The sequence below is a fragment of the Rhodopseudomonas infernalis genome, from assembly GCF_022271405.1.
Classification (GTDB): Bacteria; Pseudomonadota; Alphaproteobacteria; order Rhizobiales; family Xanthobacteraceae; genus Rhodopseudomonas; species Rhodopseudomonas infernalis.
Window position 1 is genome coordinate 14416 of the sequence record NZ_JAJNAL010000041.1, and the last position, 17502, is coordinate 31917.

At 66.1% G+C, this 17502-nt stretch carries 17 protein-coding genes; 10 read left to right on the top strand and 7 right to left on the bottom strand.

The window, feature by feature from the left end; genetic code table 11:
• Nucleotides 1-59: 59 nt before the first annotated feature.
• Nucleotides 60-269, bottom strand: coding sequence for a hypothetical protein (locus LPW26_RS21315; protein ID WP_238737641.1), 210 nt, complete (start codon nt 267-269; stop codon nt 60-62).
• Between the two features lie 191 nt (nt 270-460).
• Between LPW26_RS21315 and LPW26_RS21320 the strand changes: the two genes are divergently transcribed.
• From LPW26_RS21320 to LPW26_RS21345, 6 genes are all read left to right on the top strand, one after another.
• On the top strand, nt 461-1615 hold the full coding sequence (locus LPW26_RS21320) for a GGDEF domain-containing protein (RefSeq protein ID WP_238737642.1): 1155 nt from the start codon (nt 461-463) through the stop codon (nt 1613-1615).
• A gap of 87 nt (nt 1616-1702) precedes the next feature.
• Nucleotides 1703-2422, top strand: a complete 720-nt coding sequence (locus LPW26_RS21325) for a TetR/AcrR family transcriptional regulator (RefSeq protein ID WP_238737643.1) — start codon at nt 1703-1705, stop codon at nt 2420-2422.
• Nucleotides 2419-3219, top strand: a complete 801-nt coding sequence (locus tag LPW26_RS21330; RefSeq protein WP_238737644.1) for an HlyD family secretion protein — start codon at nt 2419-2421, stop codon at nt 3217-3219. Before LPW26_RS21325 ends, LPW26_RS21330 begins: the two co-directional genes overlap by 4 nt.
• Complete coding sequence (locus tag LPW26_RS21335) at nt 3216-4154, top strand: ABC transporter ATP-binding protein (RefSeq protein WP_238737645.1); 939 nt, start codon at nt 3216-3218, stop codon at nt 4152-4154. Before LPW26_RS21330 ends, LPW26_RS21335 begins: the two co-directional genes overlap by 4 nt.
• Complete coding sequence (locus tag LPW26_RS21340; protein WP_238737646.1) at nt 4151-5323, top strand: ABC transporter permease; 1173 nt, start codon at nt 4151-4153, stop codon at nt 5321-5323. The genes LPW26_RS21335 and LPW26_RS21340 overlap by 4 nt, the downstream gene beginning before the upstream one ends.
• 12 nt (nt 5324-5335) lie before the next feature.
• Nucleotides 5336-6655 (top strand): adenylate/guanylate cyclase domain-containing protein, encoded by a 1320-nt coding sequence (locus LPW26_RS21345; protein WP_238737647.1) that lies wholly within the window; start codon nt 5336-5338, stop codon nt 6653-6655.
• Nucleotides 6656-6660: 5 nt separating this feature from the next.
• Here LPW26_RS21345 and bcsS read toward each other — a convergent pair whose 3' ends face one another.
• The 4 genes from bcsS to LPW26_RS21365 all read right to left on the bottom strand — a co-directional run bounded on the left by bcsS (nt 6661) and on the right by LPW26_RS21365 (nt 9467).
• A complete protein-coding gene (gene bcsS / locus LPW26_RS21350; RefSeq protein WP_238737667.1) occupies nt 6661-7611 on the bottom strand; it encodes a cellulose biosynthesis protein BcsS in 951 nt (316 codons plus the stop codon).
• Between the two features lie 202 nt (nt 7612-7813).
• A complete protein-coding gene (locus tag LPW26_RS21355; protein ID WP_238737648.1) occupies nt 7814-8053 on the bottom strand; it encodes a hypothetical protein in 240 nt (79 codons plus the stop codon).
• Between the two features lie 123 nt (nt 8054-8176).
• Entirely contained in the window at nt 8177-8638 is a 462-nt protein-coding gene (locus tag LPW26_RS21360; RefSeq protein WP_238737649.1) for a DUF488 domain-containing protein, read from the bottom strand.
• Between the two features lie 25 nt (nt 8639-8663).
• Complete coding sequence (locus LPW26_RS21365) at nt 8664-9467, bottom strand: DUF72 domain-containing protein (protein WP_238737650.1); 804 nt, start codon at nt 9465-9467, stop codon at nt 8664-8666.
• A 299-nt stretch (nt 9468-9766) separates the two neighbouring features.
• Between LPW26_RS21365 and LPW26_RS21370 the strand changes: the two genes are divergently transcribed.
• The 3 genes from LPW26_RS21370 to LPW26_RS21380 all read left to right on the top strand — a co-directional run bounded on the left by LPW26_RS21370 (nt 9767) and on the right by LPW26_RS21380 (nt 13766).
• Nucleotides 9767-10900, top strand: coding sequence for a glycosyltransferase (locus LPW26_RS21370; RefSeq protein ID WP_238737651.1), 1134 nt, complete (start codon nt 9767-9769; stop codon nt 10898-10900).
• A 1-nt stretch (nt 10901) separates the two neighbouring features.
• Nucleotides 10902-12404, top strand: a complete 1503-nt coding sequence (locus tag LPW26_RS21375; RefSeq protein ID WP_238737652.1) for a glycosyltransferase family 39 protein — start codon at nt 10902-10904, stop codon at nt 12402-12404.
• A 144-nt stretch (nt 12405-12548) separates the two neighbouring features.
• Nucleotides 12549-13766, top strand: a complete 1218-nt coding sequence (locus LPW26_RS21380; RefSeq protein WP_238737653.1) for an NAD(P)/FAD-dependent oxidoreductase — start codon at nt 12549-12551, stop codon at nt 13764-13766.
• A 249-nt stretch (nt 13767-14015) separates the two neighbouring features.
• On the opposite strand, the gene LPW26_RS21385 is transcribed toward LPW26_RS21380, so the two are convergent.
• Nucleotides 14016-14909 carry a sugar kinase gene (locus LPW26_RS21385; protein ID WP_238737654.1) on the bottom strand — a complete coding sequence of 298 codons (894 nt, stop codon included), beginning with the start codon at nt 14907-14909 and terminating at the stop codon, nt 14016-14018.
• 354 nt (nt 14910-15263) lie between these two features.
• On the opposite strand from LPW26_RS21385, the gene LPW26_RS21390 reads away from it, so the two are divergent.
• Nucleotides 15264-16148: a VOC family protein gene (locus tag LPW26_RS21390; RefSeq protein WP_238737655.1), complete on the top strand. Its 885-nt coding sequence runs from the start codon at nt 15264-15266 to the stop codon at nt 16146-16148.
• A gap of 9 nt (nt 16149-16157) precedes the next feature.
• Here the strand turns inward: LPW26_RS21390 and LPW26_RS21395 are convergent, their stop codons facing one another.
• Entirely contained in the window at nt 16158-17381 is a 1224-nt protein-coding gene (locus tag LPW26_RS21395) for a cytochrome P450 (protein ID WP_238737656.1), read from the bottom strand.
• Nucleotides 17382-17502 lie beyond the last annotated feature (121 nt).

Here is a 17502-nt window from a genome sequence, read left to right on the forward strand (position 1 = left end):
CGACAAGATCCTCGACGGCTCGAATTCCACACCTGAAGACGCGCCGCACTCGGACGTAGTTAGTCCGGCATGGTCTGCGCCCGCTCGCCTGCGCAGGGAACCGGACGGCCGCTGTCCTTGCGCTCCTCTGCCCGATAGTTCGCCTTGGTGGCGGCTTCCGTCAGCTGCTTTTCGGCTGTGGTCCGCTGGCGGTTGCGCATCAGCGCGTAGGCGATCGCCAATCCGAGGATGACGATGCCGATCCCCCAGATCCATTCTGTCGCTATCATGGCGTTCTCCCTGTTGATGCCTCGCGACGACAATCCCAGCCGGACGAGGTCGTTCCCGCTCGGCGGTTCCGGTGGCTGCGGCGGTTCAACTCGTGTTAGGCATGTACCAAGACCGCATCGGAACATCGCTCGCCCGTAAGGGGTCTTTAAGCGACGTGTTTTCATCTGTGTTGGGTTCTCAGAGGCGCGGGATGATCGAGACCGTCACGGATCGACCTTCGAGCGGTCGCGACCGACGCGGCCTGCCGGCGGCTGCCGCGACCGATGAGGCGAGGAATCGCGCGGCGCAGCGGCGCTCGCTGATCGTCAATCTGGTACTGAACCTGATGGCGATCAGCATCGACCTGATCGCTCTCGACCGATCCTATCTCGCATCTGCGTTAGCGCTGCGGCTCGGCGTCGTGATGCCGCTCGGTCTGCTCGGGCTCGGCCTGAATGAGTGGTCGAACGCCAGGACGTTGGCGTCGGCGGTCCATGCGCTCATGATCGTGGCGTTCGTCGCCACCGTGGTGACGATCGGCCAATGGGCGAACGAGCCCTACGCCAGTCGCTACCTGATGGTGGCGCTGTTCCTGATCTTCTTCGCGACCCTTTTGTCCGCGGTGCCGTGGCGCACGACCCTGATCATGACGATCGGGTCCACCGTCGTGTATGTGGCCATCACGGCGACAGGGCTGACCTGGCCGCCCACGTTCAGGAATTTCGACCTGGTGGTGTGCGGTGTGGTCTGCTGTCTGCTGGCGCTCCGCGGCCGACGTCGCAAGGATCTCCAGATCGCCGAGCTCAACGAGATCCGCCGCAACGACGCGCAGTTGAAGCAGTCGCTGCGCCAGGCCAACGCGGCGCTCGGCAAGCTGTCGAGCACCGATCCGCTGACCGGCGCCTTCAATCGGCGTTATCTCGACGAACTGATCGAACAGGACGCGGCCTCGAGCGTGCCGTCGCTGGGGCATGGGGTGCTGATGATCGACGTCGATCACTTCAAGCTGTTCAACGACCATGGCGGGCACGCCGCGGGCGACATCTGTCTGCAGCGGATCGTCGCAGCCATCCGGCTCAACGTCCGCCCGTCCTGCGACATCGTGGTGCGCTACGGCGGCGAAGAGTTCGCCGTGGTCCTGCCCGGGATGGACGAACCTCATCTGCTGAAGGCGGCCGAGCGGCTGTGCCGGGCCGTCAGCGATCTGCAGATTCCGCATCCCGCCCTCGGCCCCGATCGAGTCGTCACCGTCAGCATCGGCGCCGCGATCGCGCATCCCGACGAAGGCCTGTCCGACGCCATTCTGCGCGCCGACCAGTCGCTCTACCGCGCCAAGCGCGGCGGCCGGAACCGCGTCCTCGCCTGAACTTCATCCTGCCCACCAGGCCGCTGCCGAAGCACCCACGACGAACGTCGCATTTATTATGACTGACTGGTCAGTCATAATTTGCATATGAGAGAGTCGAGACATCCATCACGTCGAGCGGCGGTTCCGAAACCGACCAATGCCGGTCCTCCCGCGAGCGCAGTGAAGGCCCGGCGTTCCGTCCGGACGCAGGACGAGGCGTCCTCGGTGCGGGCGCTGCGGGCGGCCGAGCGCAGGGCGGCGATCGTCGAGGCGGCGCTGGAAGAGTTCACGGCCCGCGGGTTTGCGGCGACGCGGCTGGAAGACGTCGCCCGCCGGGCCGGCGTCGGCAAGGGCACGATCTATCTGTACTTCGCCGACAAGGAGACGCTGTTCCAGGAGCTGCTGCGGTTCTCGATGCTGCCGCTGATCGGCGAACTCGGTGCTTTGCCGCCACCCGGCGTCTCGGCGCGGGCGATGTTGGAGGCCTTCGCCGACGTGTTCGTTCGGGAGGTGACGGAGACCAAGCGTGCCGATCTGCTCCGGCTGCTGATTTCCGAGGGGCAGCGGTTTCCGTCGCTGGCCGAGTTTCACTACCGCGAGGTCGTCGTGCATGGCGTCGCCGCGATGCGGCAGTTGATCGCCTATGGCATCGAGCGCGGCGAGATCCGCAACAAGGCGCTGCTCGACTATCCGCAACTCATCATGGCGCCAGCGATGCTGACCGTGGTGTGGCAGGGGCTGTTCAACCGCTTTGCGCCGCTCGACGCGCGGGCGCTGCTGCTCACGCATATCGACATTCTGTTCGACAAAGGAAACGCGCCATGACCGCGCGCCCGTTTACTGTCGCCATCGCCGCCGCCGCGCTGCTCGCGCTCGCCGGATGCGGCAACACTGCCGATCGCGGCTATCAGGGCTGGGTCGAAGCCGACCTGATCTTCGTCAGCCCCGACGAGTCCGGACGCATCACCAAGCTGACGGTGCGCGAAGGCGACGAAGCCCGTAAGGGCGAGCTGATCTACACGCTCGATGACGACCTGCAGCAGGCCGATCTCAACCAGAACAACGCCACGCTGGCCAACGCCAAGCAGAGCTTCGACCGCGCGCAGTCGCTGTCCAAGACCGGTTCCGGCACGCAAGCCAATCTCGACTCCGCGGTGTCGGCGCTCCGCGTCGCAGAGGCGCGGGTCGAGACCTCCAGGACGCGGCTGATGCGCCGGCAAGTCTTTGCGCCGGTCACCGGCCCGGTGCAGCAGATCTATTTCCGCGAGGGCGAGATGGTGGCGGCGCAGAAGCCGGTGCTGTCGATCCTGCCGCCCGGCAACATGAAGCTGCGCTTTTATGTGCCCGAACCGGTGCTGCCGCAACTCGCGGTCGGCGACACCGTGCGCGTGACGTGCGACGGCTGCGCGCCGGATCTCACCGCCAAGATCTACTTCATCGCCACCCAGGCCGAATACACCCCGCCGGTGATCTACAGTCTCGATGAGCGCAACAAGCTCGTCTATCTGATCCAGGCGCGGCCGGATCGGCCGACTGCGCTGCGCGTCGGCCAGCCTGTCAGCATCTTCCCGGCGCCGAAGGCGGCGGTGCAGCCAGCGGTCGCGGCGGGCGCGAAGTCATGACCGACGCGGCTGCACCCGAGATCGCGATCGACGTCAAGGGACTCACCAAGTCCTTCAACGGTCGCGAGGTCGTGCACGATTTGTCGATGCAGGTGCGGCGCGGCTCGATTTACGGCTTTCTCGGTCCGAACGGCTCCGGCAAGACCACGACGATCCGGATGCTGTGCGGCCTGCTGACGCCCGACAGCGGCGAGGGCACCTGCCTCGGCTACGACATCAAGCGCGACGCCGACAAGATCAAGCGTCAGGTCGGCTACATGACGCAGCGCTTCAGCCTGTATCAGGACTTGTCGGTGCGCGAGAATCTGGAGTTCGTCGCACGGCTCTACGGTGTGCCCGACGCGCGCAATGCGGCGCGCGAGATGATCCGTCGGCTCGGCCTGTCCGGACGCGAGGAGCAGCTCGCCGGCGAACTATCCGGCGGCTGGAAGCAGCGGATCGCGCTCGGCGCCTGCACGCTGCCCAATCCGCAATTGCTGCTGCTCGACGAGCCGACCGCCGGCGTCGACCCGAAAGCGCGACGCGACTTCTGGAACGAGATACACGCACTCGCCGCCGATGGCCTCACCGTGCTGGTCTCGACCCACTACATGGACGAGGCCGAACGCTGCCACGAGATCGCGTATATCGCCTATGGTTATCTGCTGGCCCACGGCACGGTCGAGCAGGTGATCGCAGCGTCTCAGCTCGCCACCTGGGTGGTGACGGGCGAGGGGCTCGGGGCGCTGGCGCATGAGCTCGCCGGCAAGCCGGGCGTCGACATGGTGGCGCCGTTCGGCAGCAGCCTGCACGTTTCCGGCCGTGATCACGCCGCGCTGGAAACCACGCTCGCAGCGTATCGCAGCAACGCCGATCAGCACTGGCAGCACGGCGCGCCGTCGCTGGAAGACGTGTTCATCGAGCTGATGAGCCGCAGCAAGGACAATTTCCAATGAGCGCAGCGGGAGACAAGACGCCGCCGCGCATCCGTGCGATCCCGCAGCAACGCTTTGGCTTCCTGCGTCGGACCTACGCGATGCTGGTGAAGGAGCTGATCCAGCTCCGCCGCGACCGGCTGACGTTCGCGATGATCATCGTGATCCCGGTGATGCAGCTGCTGCTGTTCGGCTACGCCATCAACACCACGCCGCGGCATCTGCCGGCCGCGGTGTTGCTGCAGGAGGACAGCGATCTCGGCCGCTCGATCCTGAAGGCGCTGGAGAACACCGCTTACTTCAAGTTCGTGCACGAGGTGCAGAGCGTCGCCGAGTTCGATGCGCTGCTGCTGTCCGGCAAGGTGCTGTTCGGCGTCGAGATCCCGCGCGGCTTCGAGCGCGCGGTGCGGCGCGGCGAGAAGCCTGCGCTGCTGGTCGCGGCCGATGCCACCGATCCGGTCGCGGCGGGCTCGGCGCTGTCGGCGCTCGGGGCGATCGTGCAGCGGGCGCTGGAGCACGACCGCGTCGCCGGCGATCCCGGCAATCCGCCGTTCGAAATCCGCGCCCATGCCCGCTACAACCCGGCGGCGTCGTCGCGGCTGAACATCGTGCCGGGGCTGGTCGGCACCATCCTGACCATGACGATGCTGATCTTCACCGCGCTGTCGGTGACGCGCGAGATCGAGCGCGGCACGATGGAGAACCTGCTGGCGATGCCGATCACGCCGGTCGAGGTGATGCTCGGCAAGATCCTGCCCTATGTCGGCGTCGGCTTCATCCAGGCGTCGCTGATCATCGGCATCGGTGTGTTTCTGTTCGGCGTGCCGCTGCGCGGCAGTCTGCTGATGCTGGCATTGTTGTCGACGCTGTTCATCACCACCAATCTGGCGATCGGCTACACATTCTCCACCCTGGTGCAAAACCAGTTGCAGGCGATGCAGGCTTCGATGATGTTCTTCCTGCCGTCGATCCTGCTGTCGGGCTTCATGTTCCCGTTCGCGGGCATGCCGCGCTGGGCGCAGATGATCGGCGAGTGCCTGCCGCTGACGCACTACCTGCGCATTGTGCGAGCCATCATGCTGAAAGGATCGACGCTTGAAAACCTGCGTTACGACACGCTGGCGCTGGCGGCGCTGATGCTGGTGGCGATGACCATCGCGGTGACGCGTTTCCGCCGCACGCTGGACTGAGAGAGGCGCCTGATGCAGATGCGCTGGCGCAGACCGTCCGCCAGGATGCGGCAGCGCTCGCTGTCGGAAGAGGTCCGCAGCGCGCTGACCCGAGAGGTCCTCAAGACCGAGTTGCTGCGGGCGAAGGTGCTGCTGGCCACCGTCACGGCGCTGATAGCCACGCTGATGATCGGCTACTGGCTCGCTCCGCAAGCGATCGAGAAAATCTGGCGCGGGCAGTTCTCGCTGGCACCGCTGGCATTGTCTTACGCCCCGCTGGTCGTGCTCGAACTCAGCGTCATCGCGTTGCTTCGGCGCCGGCTGACGCGGGAGCACAACGCGCTGCATTGGGGGCGCTACATCGGCGTGCTGATCGAGACCAGTCTGCCGACGGTCGGGCTCTATCTGCAGATGAACGCGATGGGGCCGGGACAGGCACTCGCCTTCGCAGTGCCGTTCGCTTATTTCGTCTTCATCATCCTGTCGACCCTGTGGCTCGATTTCTGGCTGTCGGTGCTCACCGGCTTCGTCGCAGCCGCCGAATTGCTCGCGATCGCGATGTTGTACCAACCGCCTGGATTCGAAAGCGAGCCTGCGCCGGATTTCGCCTTTCATCTCTTACGCAGCCTCGTGATCCTGACCTGCGGCGTTCTCGCCGGCGGCGTCGGCGCGCAGCTTCGCCGCCAGTTCGAAGCGTCGATTGGCGCGGCCGAGGCGCGCGATCGCATCACCGGCCTGTTCGGCCAGCACGTCTCGCCACAGGTCGTCGAGCAGTTGCTCGCCGCGGGCGCGGAAGGGGCCGGCGAGACGCGCCGGGTGGTGGTGATGTTCGTCGATTTCCGCGACTTCACCGCCGCGGCGCGGGCGCGCTCGCCCAACGAGGTCGTGACGCGGCTCGACGACGCCTTCGCGGTGCTCGTCGACATTCTCGAGCAGCACGGCGGCATCGTTAACAAATTTCTCGGTGATGGCTTTCTGGCGCTGTTCGGCGCGCCGATCGAAGATCCCGACGCTGCGGCGCGCGCGGTGGCCGCGGGCCGCGAGATGCTGGCCGGCATGGAAGAAAGCAACGTCGGTCATCCGTGGCCGTTGCGGATCGGCATCAGCATCCACATCGGCGACGTGGTCGTCGGCACCGTCGGCTCGCCACGGCGCAAGGAGTACACCGTGATCGGCGACACCGTGAATTTTGCCGCGCGACTCGAATCGCTCAACAAGCAGTTCGGCACGCAACTGCTGATCTCCTCGGCGATCCGCAAAGAACTCGGGGCCAGCGCGGACGACGCGGCGTTGCTCGGCAGCGTGCCGATGCGGGGCTATGCCGAGCCAATGGAAGTGTGGCGTCTGGGCTGAGTGGCCTATGGTCGTATTTGTGCCGCGAGACGTGCGTAGTTGCCGTCGCGGCCTAAGCTATCGCGGAGGACGCCCATGGCGGCCGACCACTGCACCGGGCCGGATTGCAGTCCGGTCATGTGGAGTCCGAACCGCGTCTGCCGACTGAGCTCGTCGCGTGACCCGTAAAATTCGGGGCCCAGCCAGAAAGCGTCCAGCAGTCGCCAGCCGGCTGCGGCACGGAATCCGAAGCCCTCGGCAATCGTCGTCGCGTCGAACGACGCCGCGAGCATCAGCTCCGGAATCGGCTGCGCCCAGGCTTCGCCGCCGATCCGCAGTCCGAGATGCGGGCCACGCCAATCCGTCTGGAGAGCGGCGGGCGTGAGATTGTGGTGCTCGAAATCGGGACCGCCGAACAGCTTCAGCTCGAACGCGCCGACCTTGAAGCGCCAGCCCGGCATCACGGCAGCGCGGAAGATGTCGGTGACGTAAGTCCGGCGCGGCGTGAAGTAACGCTCTGCGCTGTTGGAGATCGAGAGCCGGATGACGAAGCCGTCGTGATCGAGACCATTCGCGGCCCAATGCAAACCGCTGTAGATGGTATGGCCGTTGCGCCAGACATCGTAACCGCCGAACAGCAGCACGGGGTCGGTCGCCGATCCACCCCGCAGCGTGGGCGCGGAGCTCGGGACGGGAGCGAACAACGCGTAGGACGCGATGCCGGCCATCGATGAATCCAGCCCTCCCGGGCCGAATTCCGCCAGATCGAGCCTGGCTCCGCCGCCCGCCCCGAGGCCGCCTGCAAGTTCGGCCGCGACAGCGGCTTCGAGTCCGCCTGCGGTCAGGTCGCCAGCCGAGACGTCGTCGGGCGAGAGATCCTCGGCCTCCAGCGAGGCCGCATCGGGAATGGCGTCGGGCTCGTCGGGCGCCATCTGCGCCGACGCGCCGCACTGCGTCGCGACCAGAATCGCGACCACGCTCAACCCGCGCACCCACCCGACGCACCGCACCGCAACTCTTCCCGAACGCAATTACTTGAGTGAAAAATTGCGTGGATTAGACCAGCGAGAGTTTTGCTTGTCTAGATCGCGCGATGCAACTGATCGGCGGCTTTCGTCGCTGCCGAGATCAGTTGCGACAGCAGAGGTAGGCTGCTGTGGTGATCTGATCCGATCGACCTCAGCTCTGTTCGAGCGAAACGGCTCGTTCGAGCGCCACCGCGATCTTCTTGTCGATGTCGTGCATGCCATCGACGTAGGCCTCCGAGAGCGACAGGCCTTCCGGCGAGTTCGGGTCGGCGCGCGCGATGGTCTCGAAATGATGACGCAGCTTTTCGGGCGCGGGATGCGCCTTGATCACGGCGTTGGCGAAGTTCAGCAACGCCTTGATCTGGCCGTTCATGAAGTCGATTTTGTCCATTGCCGCTCACCTCTGCGCTCAGTCGATCTGATAGTGGTCGAAGCCTAACACCCGAGTAGAAACCTGCGATTGATCCCGCGCAAGCGAGAGGCGCAAGCGACAGCACGTCGCAGCCTCTGGGCGTCAGATTTGAGGCGCCTGCAGATTGTCGACGTCCACTTCATCGCGTTCGGCGATCACCTCGGCGATCCATTGCCGATGGCAATGGCGGTGATCGCGCTCGTAGCACAGGATGCAGACCGGTCCGGCCTTCATCACCAGCGACGACAATTCGTCCATCTGCTCGCGCGCCTGCGGCGTTTTCAGATGCGCGTCATAAATGCGTTGCAGGACGTCCATCCGCCCACCGCGGGCAGCCTCGCGGCCGTCCTTCGGCGTTCCAAGGCCGCGCAGATGCAGATAGCCGATGCCACGCGAGTCCAGGCCGGCGGCGAGCTGTGACTTCGAAAACCCGGGACGGCGCGACGCCGCAACGGCGCGAACGTCGACCAGCAGCTTCACGCCGGCACGCTGCAGCTCGTCGAGCACAGCCGATGCCGGCGTCTGCTCGTAGCCGATCGTGAACAGCGTCCTGGCCTTGGTCATCGGCGTCCTCGTGCCGTGGGCCAGTCTAGCTCACCAGCCGGATCAGCTCCATCGCGGCGGCGGGCGCGCGCACCTTGCCTTCGTGAATGACGTAAGCGAACACGTCGCGCTTTCGTTTCTTCGCATGTCCGGCGCCGACCTTGGGCAGATCGTCCGGCTCGTCGCCGCCGGCCCAGGTTTCGAGCCGCTTCGCCCAGGCGGCGAGCGCTTTCGCCGGATAACCGGTTGCGATGTCGTCCTTCCCTTTTTGCAGCCGCGCATAGACGAAATCGCCCACCACATCGGCGATCTCCGGATAGGTGGCGTGTTCGGAGTACACGGGCGGAATGTGATGCTCACGTAACAGCGCGATGAAATCCGGCGTGCAGAAGCTGTCGTGGCGCACTTCGACGACATGGCGCAATGCGCGGCCGTCGAGCGTGCGCGGCAGCAACTCCAGAAATGCGCCGAAATCCGGCGCATCGAATTTCTTGGTCGGCGCGAATTGCCACAGCACCGGGCCTAGCTTGTCGCCGAGTTCGAGCACGCCGGAATCGTAGAACCGCTTGATGCTGTCGCCGGCCTCGGCCAGCACCTTTCGGTTGGTGGCATAGCGCGGCCCCTTGAGCGAGAATACGAACCCCTCCGGCACTTCGCTGGCCCATTTACGGAAGCTCTCCGGCTTCTGCGAGCCGTAGAAGGTGCCGTTGATCTCGATCGACGTCAGCTTCGAGGCGGCGTATTCGAGTTCCCGCCGCTGCGGCAGCTTGTCCGGATAGAACACGCCGCGCCACGGCTCGAAGGTCCAGCCGCCGATGCCGATGCGGATGTGGCCCGCCTTGGTGTTCATATCGCTCTCCCTCTTGCGCCCTGCCACAGGCGTACCTATCTTGGTTTCAACGGCGATGGTGCTGCTGGCGAAAGTCGCGCACCGCCCGCCGAACGACCACAGAATAGTAGGGAGCGCCGGATGTACGCGCACCTGTTGTTCGTGGTCGTTAACGTTTGAGTGGACCCCATCGGCCGGGTCCTTCGGTGGGTCCATTGAGCCACTGATCGCCCCGTATCCACCCGCTTCCCGTTTCCACGACGTCTTTGTAACGGAACGCGCCTTGGCAGCGTTCGTGGGCCTCGATATACGCTGGCGCCATGAACCAAGCCAGCCCAGCGGTCGCGGAACGCGCAGCGCAGCCATCTGCCGCGCTCCAGTTGAGCGTCGTCGTTCCGACCTTCAACGAACGTGACAATATCGAGCCGCTATTCCGGAAGCTGGAAGCGGCGCTCGCCGGCGTGGCGTGGGAAGTCATCTATGTCGATGACAACTCGCCGGACGGAACCTGGAAGGTGGTGCGCGAGCTGGCATCGCGCGAGCCGCGGGTGCGCTGCATCCGGCGGATCGGGCGGCGTGGTCTCGCCGGCGCCTGCATCGAGGGCATCCTCGCCGCCAGCGCGCCGTTCGCGGCGGTGATGGACGCGGATCTGCAGCACGACGAGACCCGGCTGGGCCAGATGCTGGCATTGCTGGAAGGCGGCGCGGCGGACCTGGTGGTCGGAAGCCGCTATATCGAGGGCGGCAGCGCCGACAGCTTCGACAAGCAGCGCGCCGGATTCAGCGCGCTCGCCACCACGCTGGCGCGCCGCGTGCTGAAGGTCGAAATTGCCGATCCGATGAGCGGCTTCTTCATGATCCGCCGCGATCGTTTCGAAGAACTGGCGCCGCAACTCTCCACTCAGGGCTTCAAGATCCTGCTCGACGTCGTCGCCTCCGGGCGCGGCAGCCTGCGCACCATCGAGGTGCCGTACAGCTTCGGCTCGCGGCTGCACGGCGAAAGCAAGCTCGACTCGATGGTGGCGCTGGATTTCCTCGGCCTGGTGCTGGCGAAGTACAGCAACGACATCCTGTCGCTGCGCTTCATGCTGTTCGCGCTGGTCGGCTCGACCGGCGTGATCGTGCATTTCCTCACGCTGTACATCGTGCTCAAGGTGCTCGAACAGCCGTTCGCGGAAGCGCAGGGCATCGCCGCGCTGGTGGCGATGACCAGCAACTTCATCCTCAACAACTTCCTGACCTATCGCGACCAGCGGCTGAAGGGCTTCGCCATTCTGCGAGGCCTGTTGCTGTTCTATCTGGTGTGCGGCGTCGGGCTGCTGGCCAATGTCGGCGTCGCGTTCGCGGTGTACAACGAACACATCACCTGGTGGCTCGCCGGTGCAGCTGGTGCGCTGATGGGCGTGGTGTGGAACTACGCGATGTCGGGCCTGTTCGTCTGGCGCAAGCGCTGAGATGTCGTTGGTGCCGATTTCGAGCCGAGGCCTGGCCGGCACCACCGCGCTCGTCGTCGCCGCGCTGGTGGCGCTGCGCCTGATCGCCGCCGCGATCACGCCGCTGACGTTCGACGAGGCCTATTATTGGACCTGGTCGCAGCATCTGGCCTTGTCGTACTTCGATCATCCGCCGATGGTCGCGCTGGTGATCCGCGCCGGCACTCTGATCGCCGGCGACACCGAGCTCGGCGTCCGGCTGATCTCCGTGTTGCTGGCGCTGCCGATGAGCTGGGCGACGTGGCGCTCGGCCGAGCTTTTGTTCGGCGGCCAGCGGCTGGCGGCAAATGCGACGCTGCTGCTCAACGCCACCATGATGGTCTCGGTCGGCACCGTGATCGTGACGCCGGACGCGCCGCTGCTGGTTGCGGCGAGCTTCGTGCTCTACACGCTGGCGCAGGTGCTGTCGTCGGGCAGGGGCGTGTGGTGGCTCGGCGTCGGCGCTGCGGTCGGTGTGGCGCTGCTGTCGAAATACACTGCGCTGTTCTTCGGCCCGGCGATCCTGATCTGGCTGTTGTGGGTGCCGAAGCTACGGCGCTGGCTGCTGACGCCGTGGCCCTATCTCGGCGGGCTGGTGGCATTCGCGCTGTTTGCGCCCGTGGTGATCTGGAACGCCGATCACCAGTGGATCTCCTTCGTCAAGCAGTTCCGCCGCGCCCAGGTCGACGGGTTCAACTTCAACTATCTGCTCGAGCTGGTGCCGACGCAGTTCGTGCTGACCACGCCGCTGGCCTACATCCTCGGTGTGATGGGGCTGTATGCGCTGGCGCGCGGCGCGGGGGCGTCCGGCGCGCGCATGCTGGTCAGTTCGATCGTCTGGACCATCGCGCTGTACTTCGCCTGGCAGGCGACCCACGACCGCGTCGAGGGCAATTGGCTCGGCGCGCTGTATCCGGCTTTCGCAGTCGCCGGCGGCGTGGCCGCCGCGCTGGCGACCTGGGGTCCGCGCGCCCAACGGGTGGTCCGCTTTTGCATGCGCTGGGCGGTGCCGGTCGGCGTGCTGATGTTCGTGCTGGTGGTGGTGCAGGCCAACACCGGCGTGCTCACCGGGCACCGCCGCGACGCCAGCGTGCGCGCGGTCGGCGTCGGCTTCCCGCAGATCGCCGCCGAGATCGCCGCGGTGCGCGAGAAGACGGGCGCGACCTGCGTGATCGCCAACGACTATGGCAATACGGCCTGGCTGGCCTTCTATCTGCCGAAGGGCACCTGCGTGGCGCAGCGCAACGAACGCTATCGCTGGCTGCAACAGCCGCCGCCGACGCCGGCGCAGCTCGCCGGCAAGCTGCTGCTGGTGGGCGAGACCAACGCCGCCGCCCATCCGGTGCTCAAGGCGACGTTCGCCCGGATCGAGAAGGTCGGCGCGGTCGAGCGCCGGCGCGGGCCGCTCTTGATCGACACGCTGGAACTGGACATCCTCGAGAGCCCCAAACGCGAGGTGCTCGACCAGACGCCGCCGGTCTATTGAGGCGGCGCCCTGCCGTTTCTTTAGTCTAAGCCTGCCACCCGCAAAGCTGACCACCCGCCGGGCTTTGTGCTAGAGGCTGCGGCGTCCATGAGTTCCAGGTCCATCGGCGCATGCCGCGCCGTTTCCAACACGACGAGTGACACGATGAACGACACGGTCTTGATTGTGGGAGCCGGCCACGCCGGATTTCAGGTCGCGGTTTCGCTGCGCCAGGCCAAGTACACCGGTCGCATCGCGCTGATCAACGACGAGAAGCATCTGCCGTATCAGCGGCCGCCGTTGTCGAAGGCTTATCTGAAGAGCGGCGGCGATCCCGCCTCGCTGATGTTCCGGCCGGAGAAATTCTTCCACGATCAGACCATCGAGCTGATCTCCGACCGTGCGGTGGCGATCGATCGTGAAGCAAAGACGCTGTTGCTCGGCTCGGGCGAGAAGATCGGTTACGGCCATCTGGTGCTGGCCACCGGCGCGCGCAACCGTCAGCTCGACGTGCCCAACGCCACGCTCGACGACGTGCTGTATCTGCGCACGCTCGACGAGAGCGAGCAGGTGCGGCAGCGGATGCCGGAGAAGAAGCAGGTGGTGGTGATCGGCGCCGGCTTCATTGGCCTCGAATTCGCCGCCACCGCGCGCGGCAAGGGCATGGACGTCGACGTCGTCGAACTGGCGCCGCGGGTGATGGCGCGCGCCGTGACGCCGGAGATCTCCAGCTACTTCCACGACCGCCACACCGCGGCGGGCATCCGCATCCACTACGGCGTGCGCGCCACCGAGATCGCAAGCGAGGACGGCCGCCTCGCCGGCGTCGCGCTCAGCGACGGCCGCACGCTGCCGGCCGATCTGGTCGTGGTCGGCGTCGGCGTCATTCCGAACGTCGAACTCGCCTCGGCGGCGGGGCTTCCCACCGCGTCGGGCGTGATCGTCGATGAGAATCTTCTCACCGAAGATCCGAACATCTCGGCGATCGGCGATTGTTCGCTGTTCAATAGCGTGCGGTTCGGCGAAGTGATGCGTCTGGAGTCGGTGCAGAACGCCACCGATCAGGCGCGCTGCGTCGCCGCGCGGCTGACCGGCGACACCAAGGCCTATGACGGCTATCCGTGGTTCTGGTCGGATCAGGGCGACGACAAGCTGCAGATCGCCGGCCTCACTGCCGGCTTCGATCAGGTCGTGGTCCGCGGCAGCGTCGCCGAGCGCTCGTTCTCGGCGTTCTGCTACAAGGACGGCCAGCTGATCGGCATCGAATCCGTCAACCGCGCCGCCGACCACGTCTTCGGCCGCAAGATCCTGCCGCTCGGCAAGTCGATCACGCCGGAGCAGGCGGTCGATACGAGTTTCGACCTGAAGAAGGCGATCGGCTAAGGGCGTGCTACGCCTCCTCCGTCATTGCGAGGAGCGAAGCGACGCCGCGATCCAGCTCCGTGCACGGCGCTTCTGGATTGCTTCGCTTCGCTCGCAATGACGGCTGAGAGTTAGTTCGTCATGGCCGGGCTTGTCCCGGCCATCCACGCCTTCCGGCGATGCAAAGACTGCAAGACGTTGATGCCCGGGACGAGCCCGGGCATGACGGTGTGGCTGATACGTTGCGCTGACAAATAGGCGTAGCTAGCCCTACGCCAGCGCGCTGAATTCCCGCTGCACGGCTTCGATATCCGCCACCGTCGGCAATCCCGCCTCGTTGCCCAGCCGCTGGATCTTGAAGGTGGAGGCGGCGCGGGCGAATTCGAAGTGGTGCTGCCAGCCCTTGTCGGGGCTGTTCAGATACGAGAACACATAGGCGCCGTGAAACACGTCGCCGGCGCCGTTGGTGTCGATGACGCGTTCGCGCGGGATCGGGAAGGCCGGCTGGGTGCGGACGGTGCCGTCTTCGTCGTACCAGACGAGGCCACGCTCGCCCTGGGTCACGCCGCCGATGCGGCAGCCGCGCGACTTCAGGTAATCGAGCATCTTGTCCGGCGTCATGTCCATCTGTTCGCACAGCCGCTCGGCGACGATCGCTACGTCGATGAATTCCAGGAGCTCGTGGGTGTTGGTGCGCAGGCCGCCGCCGTCGAGCGAGGTCAGGATGCCGGCCTCGCGGCACAGCTTGGCGTAGTGGATCGCCGCGTCGGGCTGGTGGCCGTCGACATGCAGTGCGCGGCAATTGCCGAGGTTGAGCACCGGGAACGGATGGATGTGCTCGTCGTCGCGGCAGCGGACGATGGCGCGCTTGCCGTCCTTCGGCATGATGAAGGACAGCGACGAGGTCGCGACCTTGCGCGGATGCACCGAGATTCCGTACTTCGCCGTCATGTCCTGAAACATCCGGCCGAGCCAGTCATTGGCGACGGTCGAGATCAGGTCCGGCACGATGCCGAGCTTGGCGCAGCAGAACGCCGCCGTCACGGCGTTGCCGCCGAACGAGACCGCGTAGTCGGACGCCACATGTTTTTCGTCGCCGGTGGGCAGATGGTCGGTGATGAAGGTGACGTCGATGTAAGTCTGTCCGATGAAGAGTGCGTCCATGAGCGTCCCATGCTGCGAGGCCTGACCCGGCCGGAAAACCATAGCATCTGCATGTTGCAGCGCATCGGCTAAAATTGTCGGTTGCGACTAAACGGAACGGAGAGGCGTTCTGCCGAAAATTCATCCACAACGAAGCGGCGTTCGCCGTGGTTCCCCGCGGGGCGCCGCACACGGCCGAGCGTCAACGCCGCTTCGAATTGGCGGCCGCCACCGCAGACCGGGTATCGGACGAGGTGGGCGACTCGCCGCGAATAATCGATGCTGGGCGCGGGGTGGCCGACGCGCCGGGGGACGATCATCGCAGCGGATGCGGCGGCGCGACGCATCGGACGACGAACAGGCAAGGGGGCGGTGATGACCAGCAATCAACCAGAGGCAGAGCAGGGGCGAGAGCGCAGCGGCGCGATCACTGCCATCGACCATCTGGTGGTGCTGGTCAGCGACCTGCCCGCAGCGGTCGCGGCCTATCAGACGCTGCTCGGCTGCAAACCGGCATGGCGCAGCACCGACGACGGCTCCGAGAACGTGCTGTTCACGCTGGGCAACATGTCGCTCGAACTGATGGCGCCGGCCGGAGGCGGCAGCACCGCCGAACGCATCCGCAACGTGATCAAGCTGCAGGGCGAGGGGTTGGCCAGCCTGTGTTTCCGCGTGTGCGATGCCGACCGCATGCATCGCCGGCTCGAACGCCTCGCGTTGCAGCCGGATCCGGTCGCCGACGTCGAGCGGCACGATATGCAGTCGGGCGCAGCGCTGAGTTGGAAGCGGACGCGCGCCGCCACCGCGCTGACCCGCGGGGTGCGGCTGTTCTTTCTCGAGCTTGGTGCCGAAAGGTCTCGGTCGGAGGCGGTCGCCGTGGCGCCCGTCACCGGGATGGATCATCTGGTGATCTCGACCGCCGCACCTGAAAGGGCCGCGGCGCTGTACGGCGCGCGGCTGGGGCTCAACATGGTGCTCGACCGCTCGCACCACGACTGGGGACGGCTGATGTTCTTCCGCTGCGGCGATGTCATGCTCGAAGTCGTGCATCGCCCGGTGGCCGGCTCCGATGCCGAACACGACAAGCTGTGGGGCATCGGCTGGCGGGTCGACGATCTCGACGCCGCCCGCGCCCGGCTGGTCGAGGCAGGGGTGACGGTCACCGAGCCGCGCGCCGGCCGCAAGCCTCGCACCCGGGTCGCGACCGTGCGCAGCGGCACCTGCCACATTCCGACGCTGCTTGTGCAGACGGTGCGCTGATCTGTCGGATCAGGCAGCCAGCCGGCACGGCACCCGCAGATAGCCACGAAACCGCACCCGTCCGCCGCGCGCCGGCGTGCCGCTGATGGCGTAGCCGGGAAAGCGCGCCAGGAAGCGGCGCAGCGCGATCGCGCCTTCGAGCCGGGCCAGCGCCATGCCGGCGCACTGATGCGGGCCTGTGGCGAAGGCGAGGTGCCGGTTCGGCGTCCGCCCGGCGTCGAACCGGTCAGGATCGGGAAAATGCGCCGGGTCGCGGTTGGCGGCGCCGATGCACAGCGTCAGCGAGGTGTTGGCCGGCATCGTCACGCCCCCGATCGTTGTCTCCGCGGTGGTGATGCGGTTCCCGAGCTGGTTGGAGCTCTCGTAACGCAGTACTTCCTCGACCGCGGTTCGGGTCAGCCCCGGATCGGCGATCAGCCGCTGCTTCTCGCCGGGATTGGCGTCGAGCGTCACCAGCCCGTTGCCGATCAGGTTGGTGGTGGTTTCGTGCCCGGCGTTGAGCAGGAAGATGCAGTTGTGCAGCAGCTCCTTGGACGACAGCTGCTCGCCGCTGCCATCGCCCTGGATCAGCCGCGTCAGCACGTCGCGCTCCGGATCGCCCGGGGCGGCGCGGCGGCGGGCGATCAGCGTCTCGAGATAGGCCAGGAAGCCCCGTACCGCGTCGTTGCCGCGCGCGAAGGTGTCCGGGCTGACCACGGGCTCGAGCGCCCCGAGGATGGCCAGCGACCAGTCGCGCAGCGGCCCGCGCTCGTCGTACGGCACGCCGAGCAGATTGCCGATCACCTCGATCGGAATCGCCGCCGCGAAGTCCTCGATCAGGTCGACCTCGGTCTTGGCCGCCATCGCCTCCAGCAGCCGGTCGACCAGCGCGATCACGTCCGGCTCCATGCCGGCAATCGCCCGCGGCGTCAGCGCCCCCATGATCAGTCGGCGCACTCTGGTATGCGAGGGCGGGTCGTTGAATACCAGGCTGGTGGTGTGGTGCTCGAACAGCAGCGATTGACCGTATTTCGGGGCAAATTCGCGCTGCTTGTCGGACGAGAACAGCGCAGTGTTCTTGTAGACCGCGACCAGATCGTCGTAGCGCGTCAGGAAATAGCCGCCATTGCCCAGCCGCTTGACCGGCTGATGCGTCCGCAGCGCGTGATAGGTGGGGTAGGGGTCGGCGTAGAACTCCGGCGTCAGCCGTTCGAGCTCGAACGCCGCCGCCAGCTCGCTTGAGGTCGTTTCCATGCGGTACTCTTTTTTGCCCTTGTAGAGCTTTTCGCGCTCGAAGTGGATACCGCACTCGCGATTCTCAGCCGGAGCGTTTCGCAACCGGAGGTAGGAAATGCATGATCTAAGGCCGCGGAAT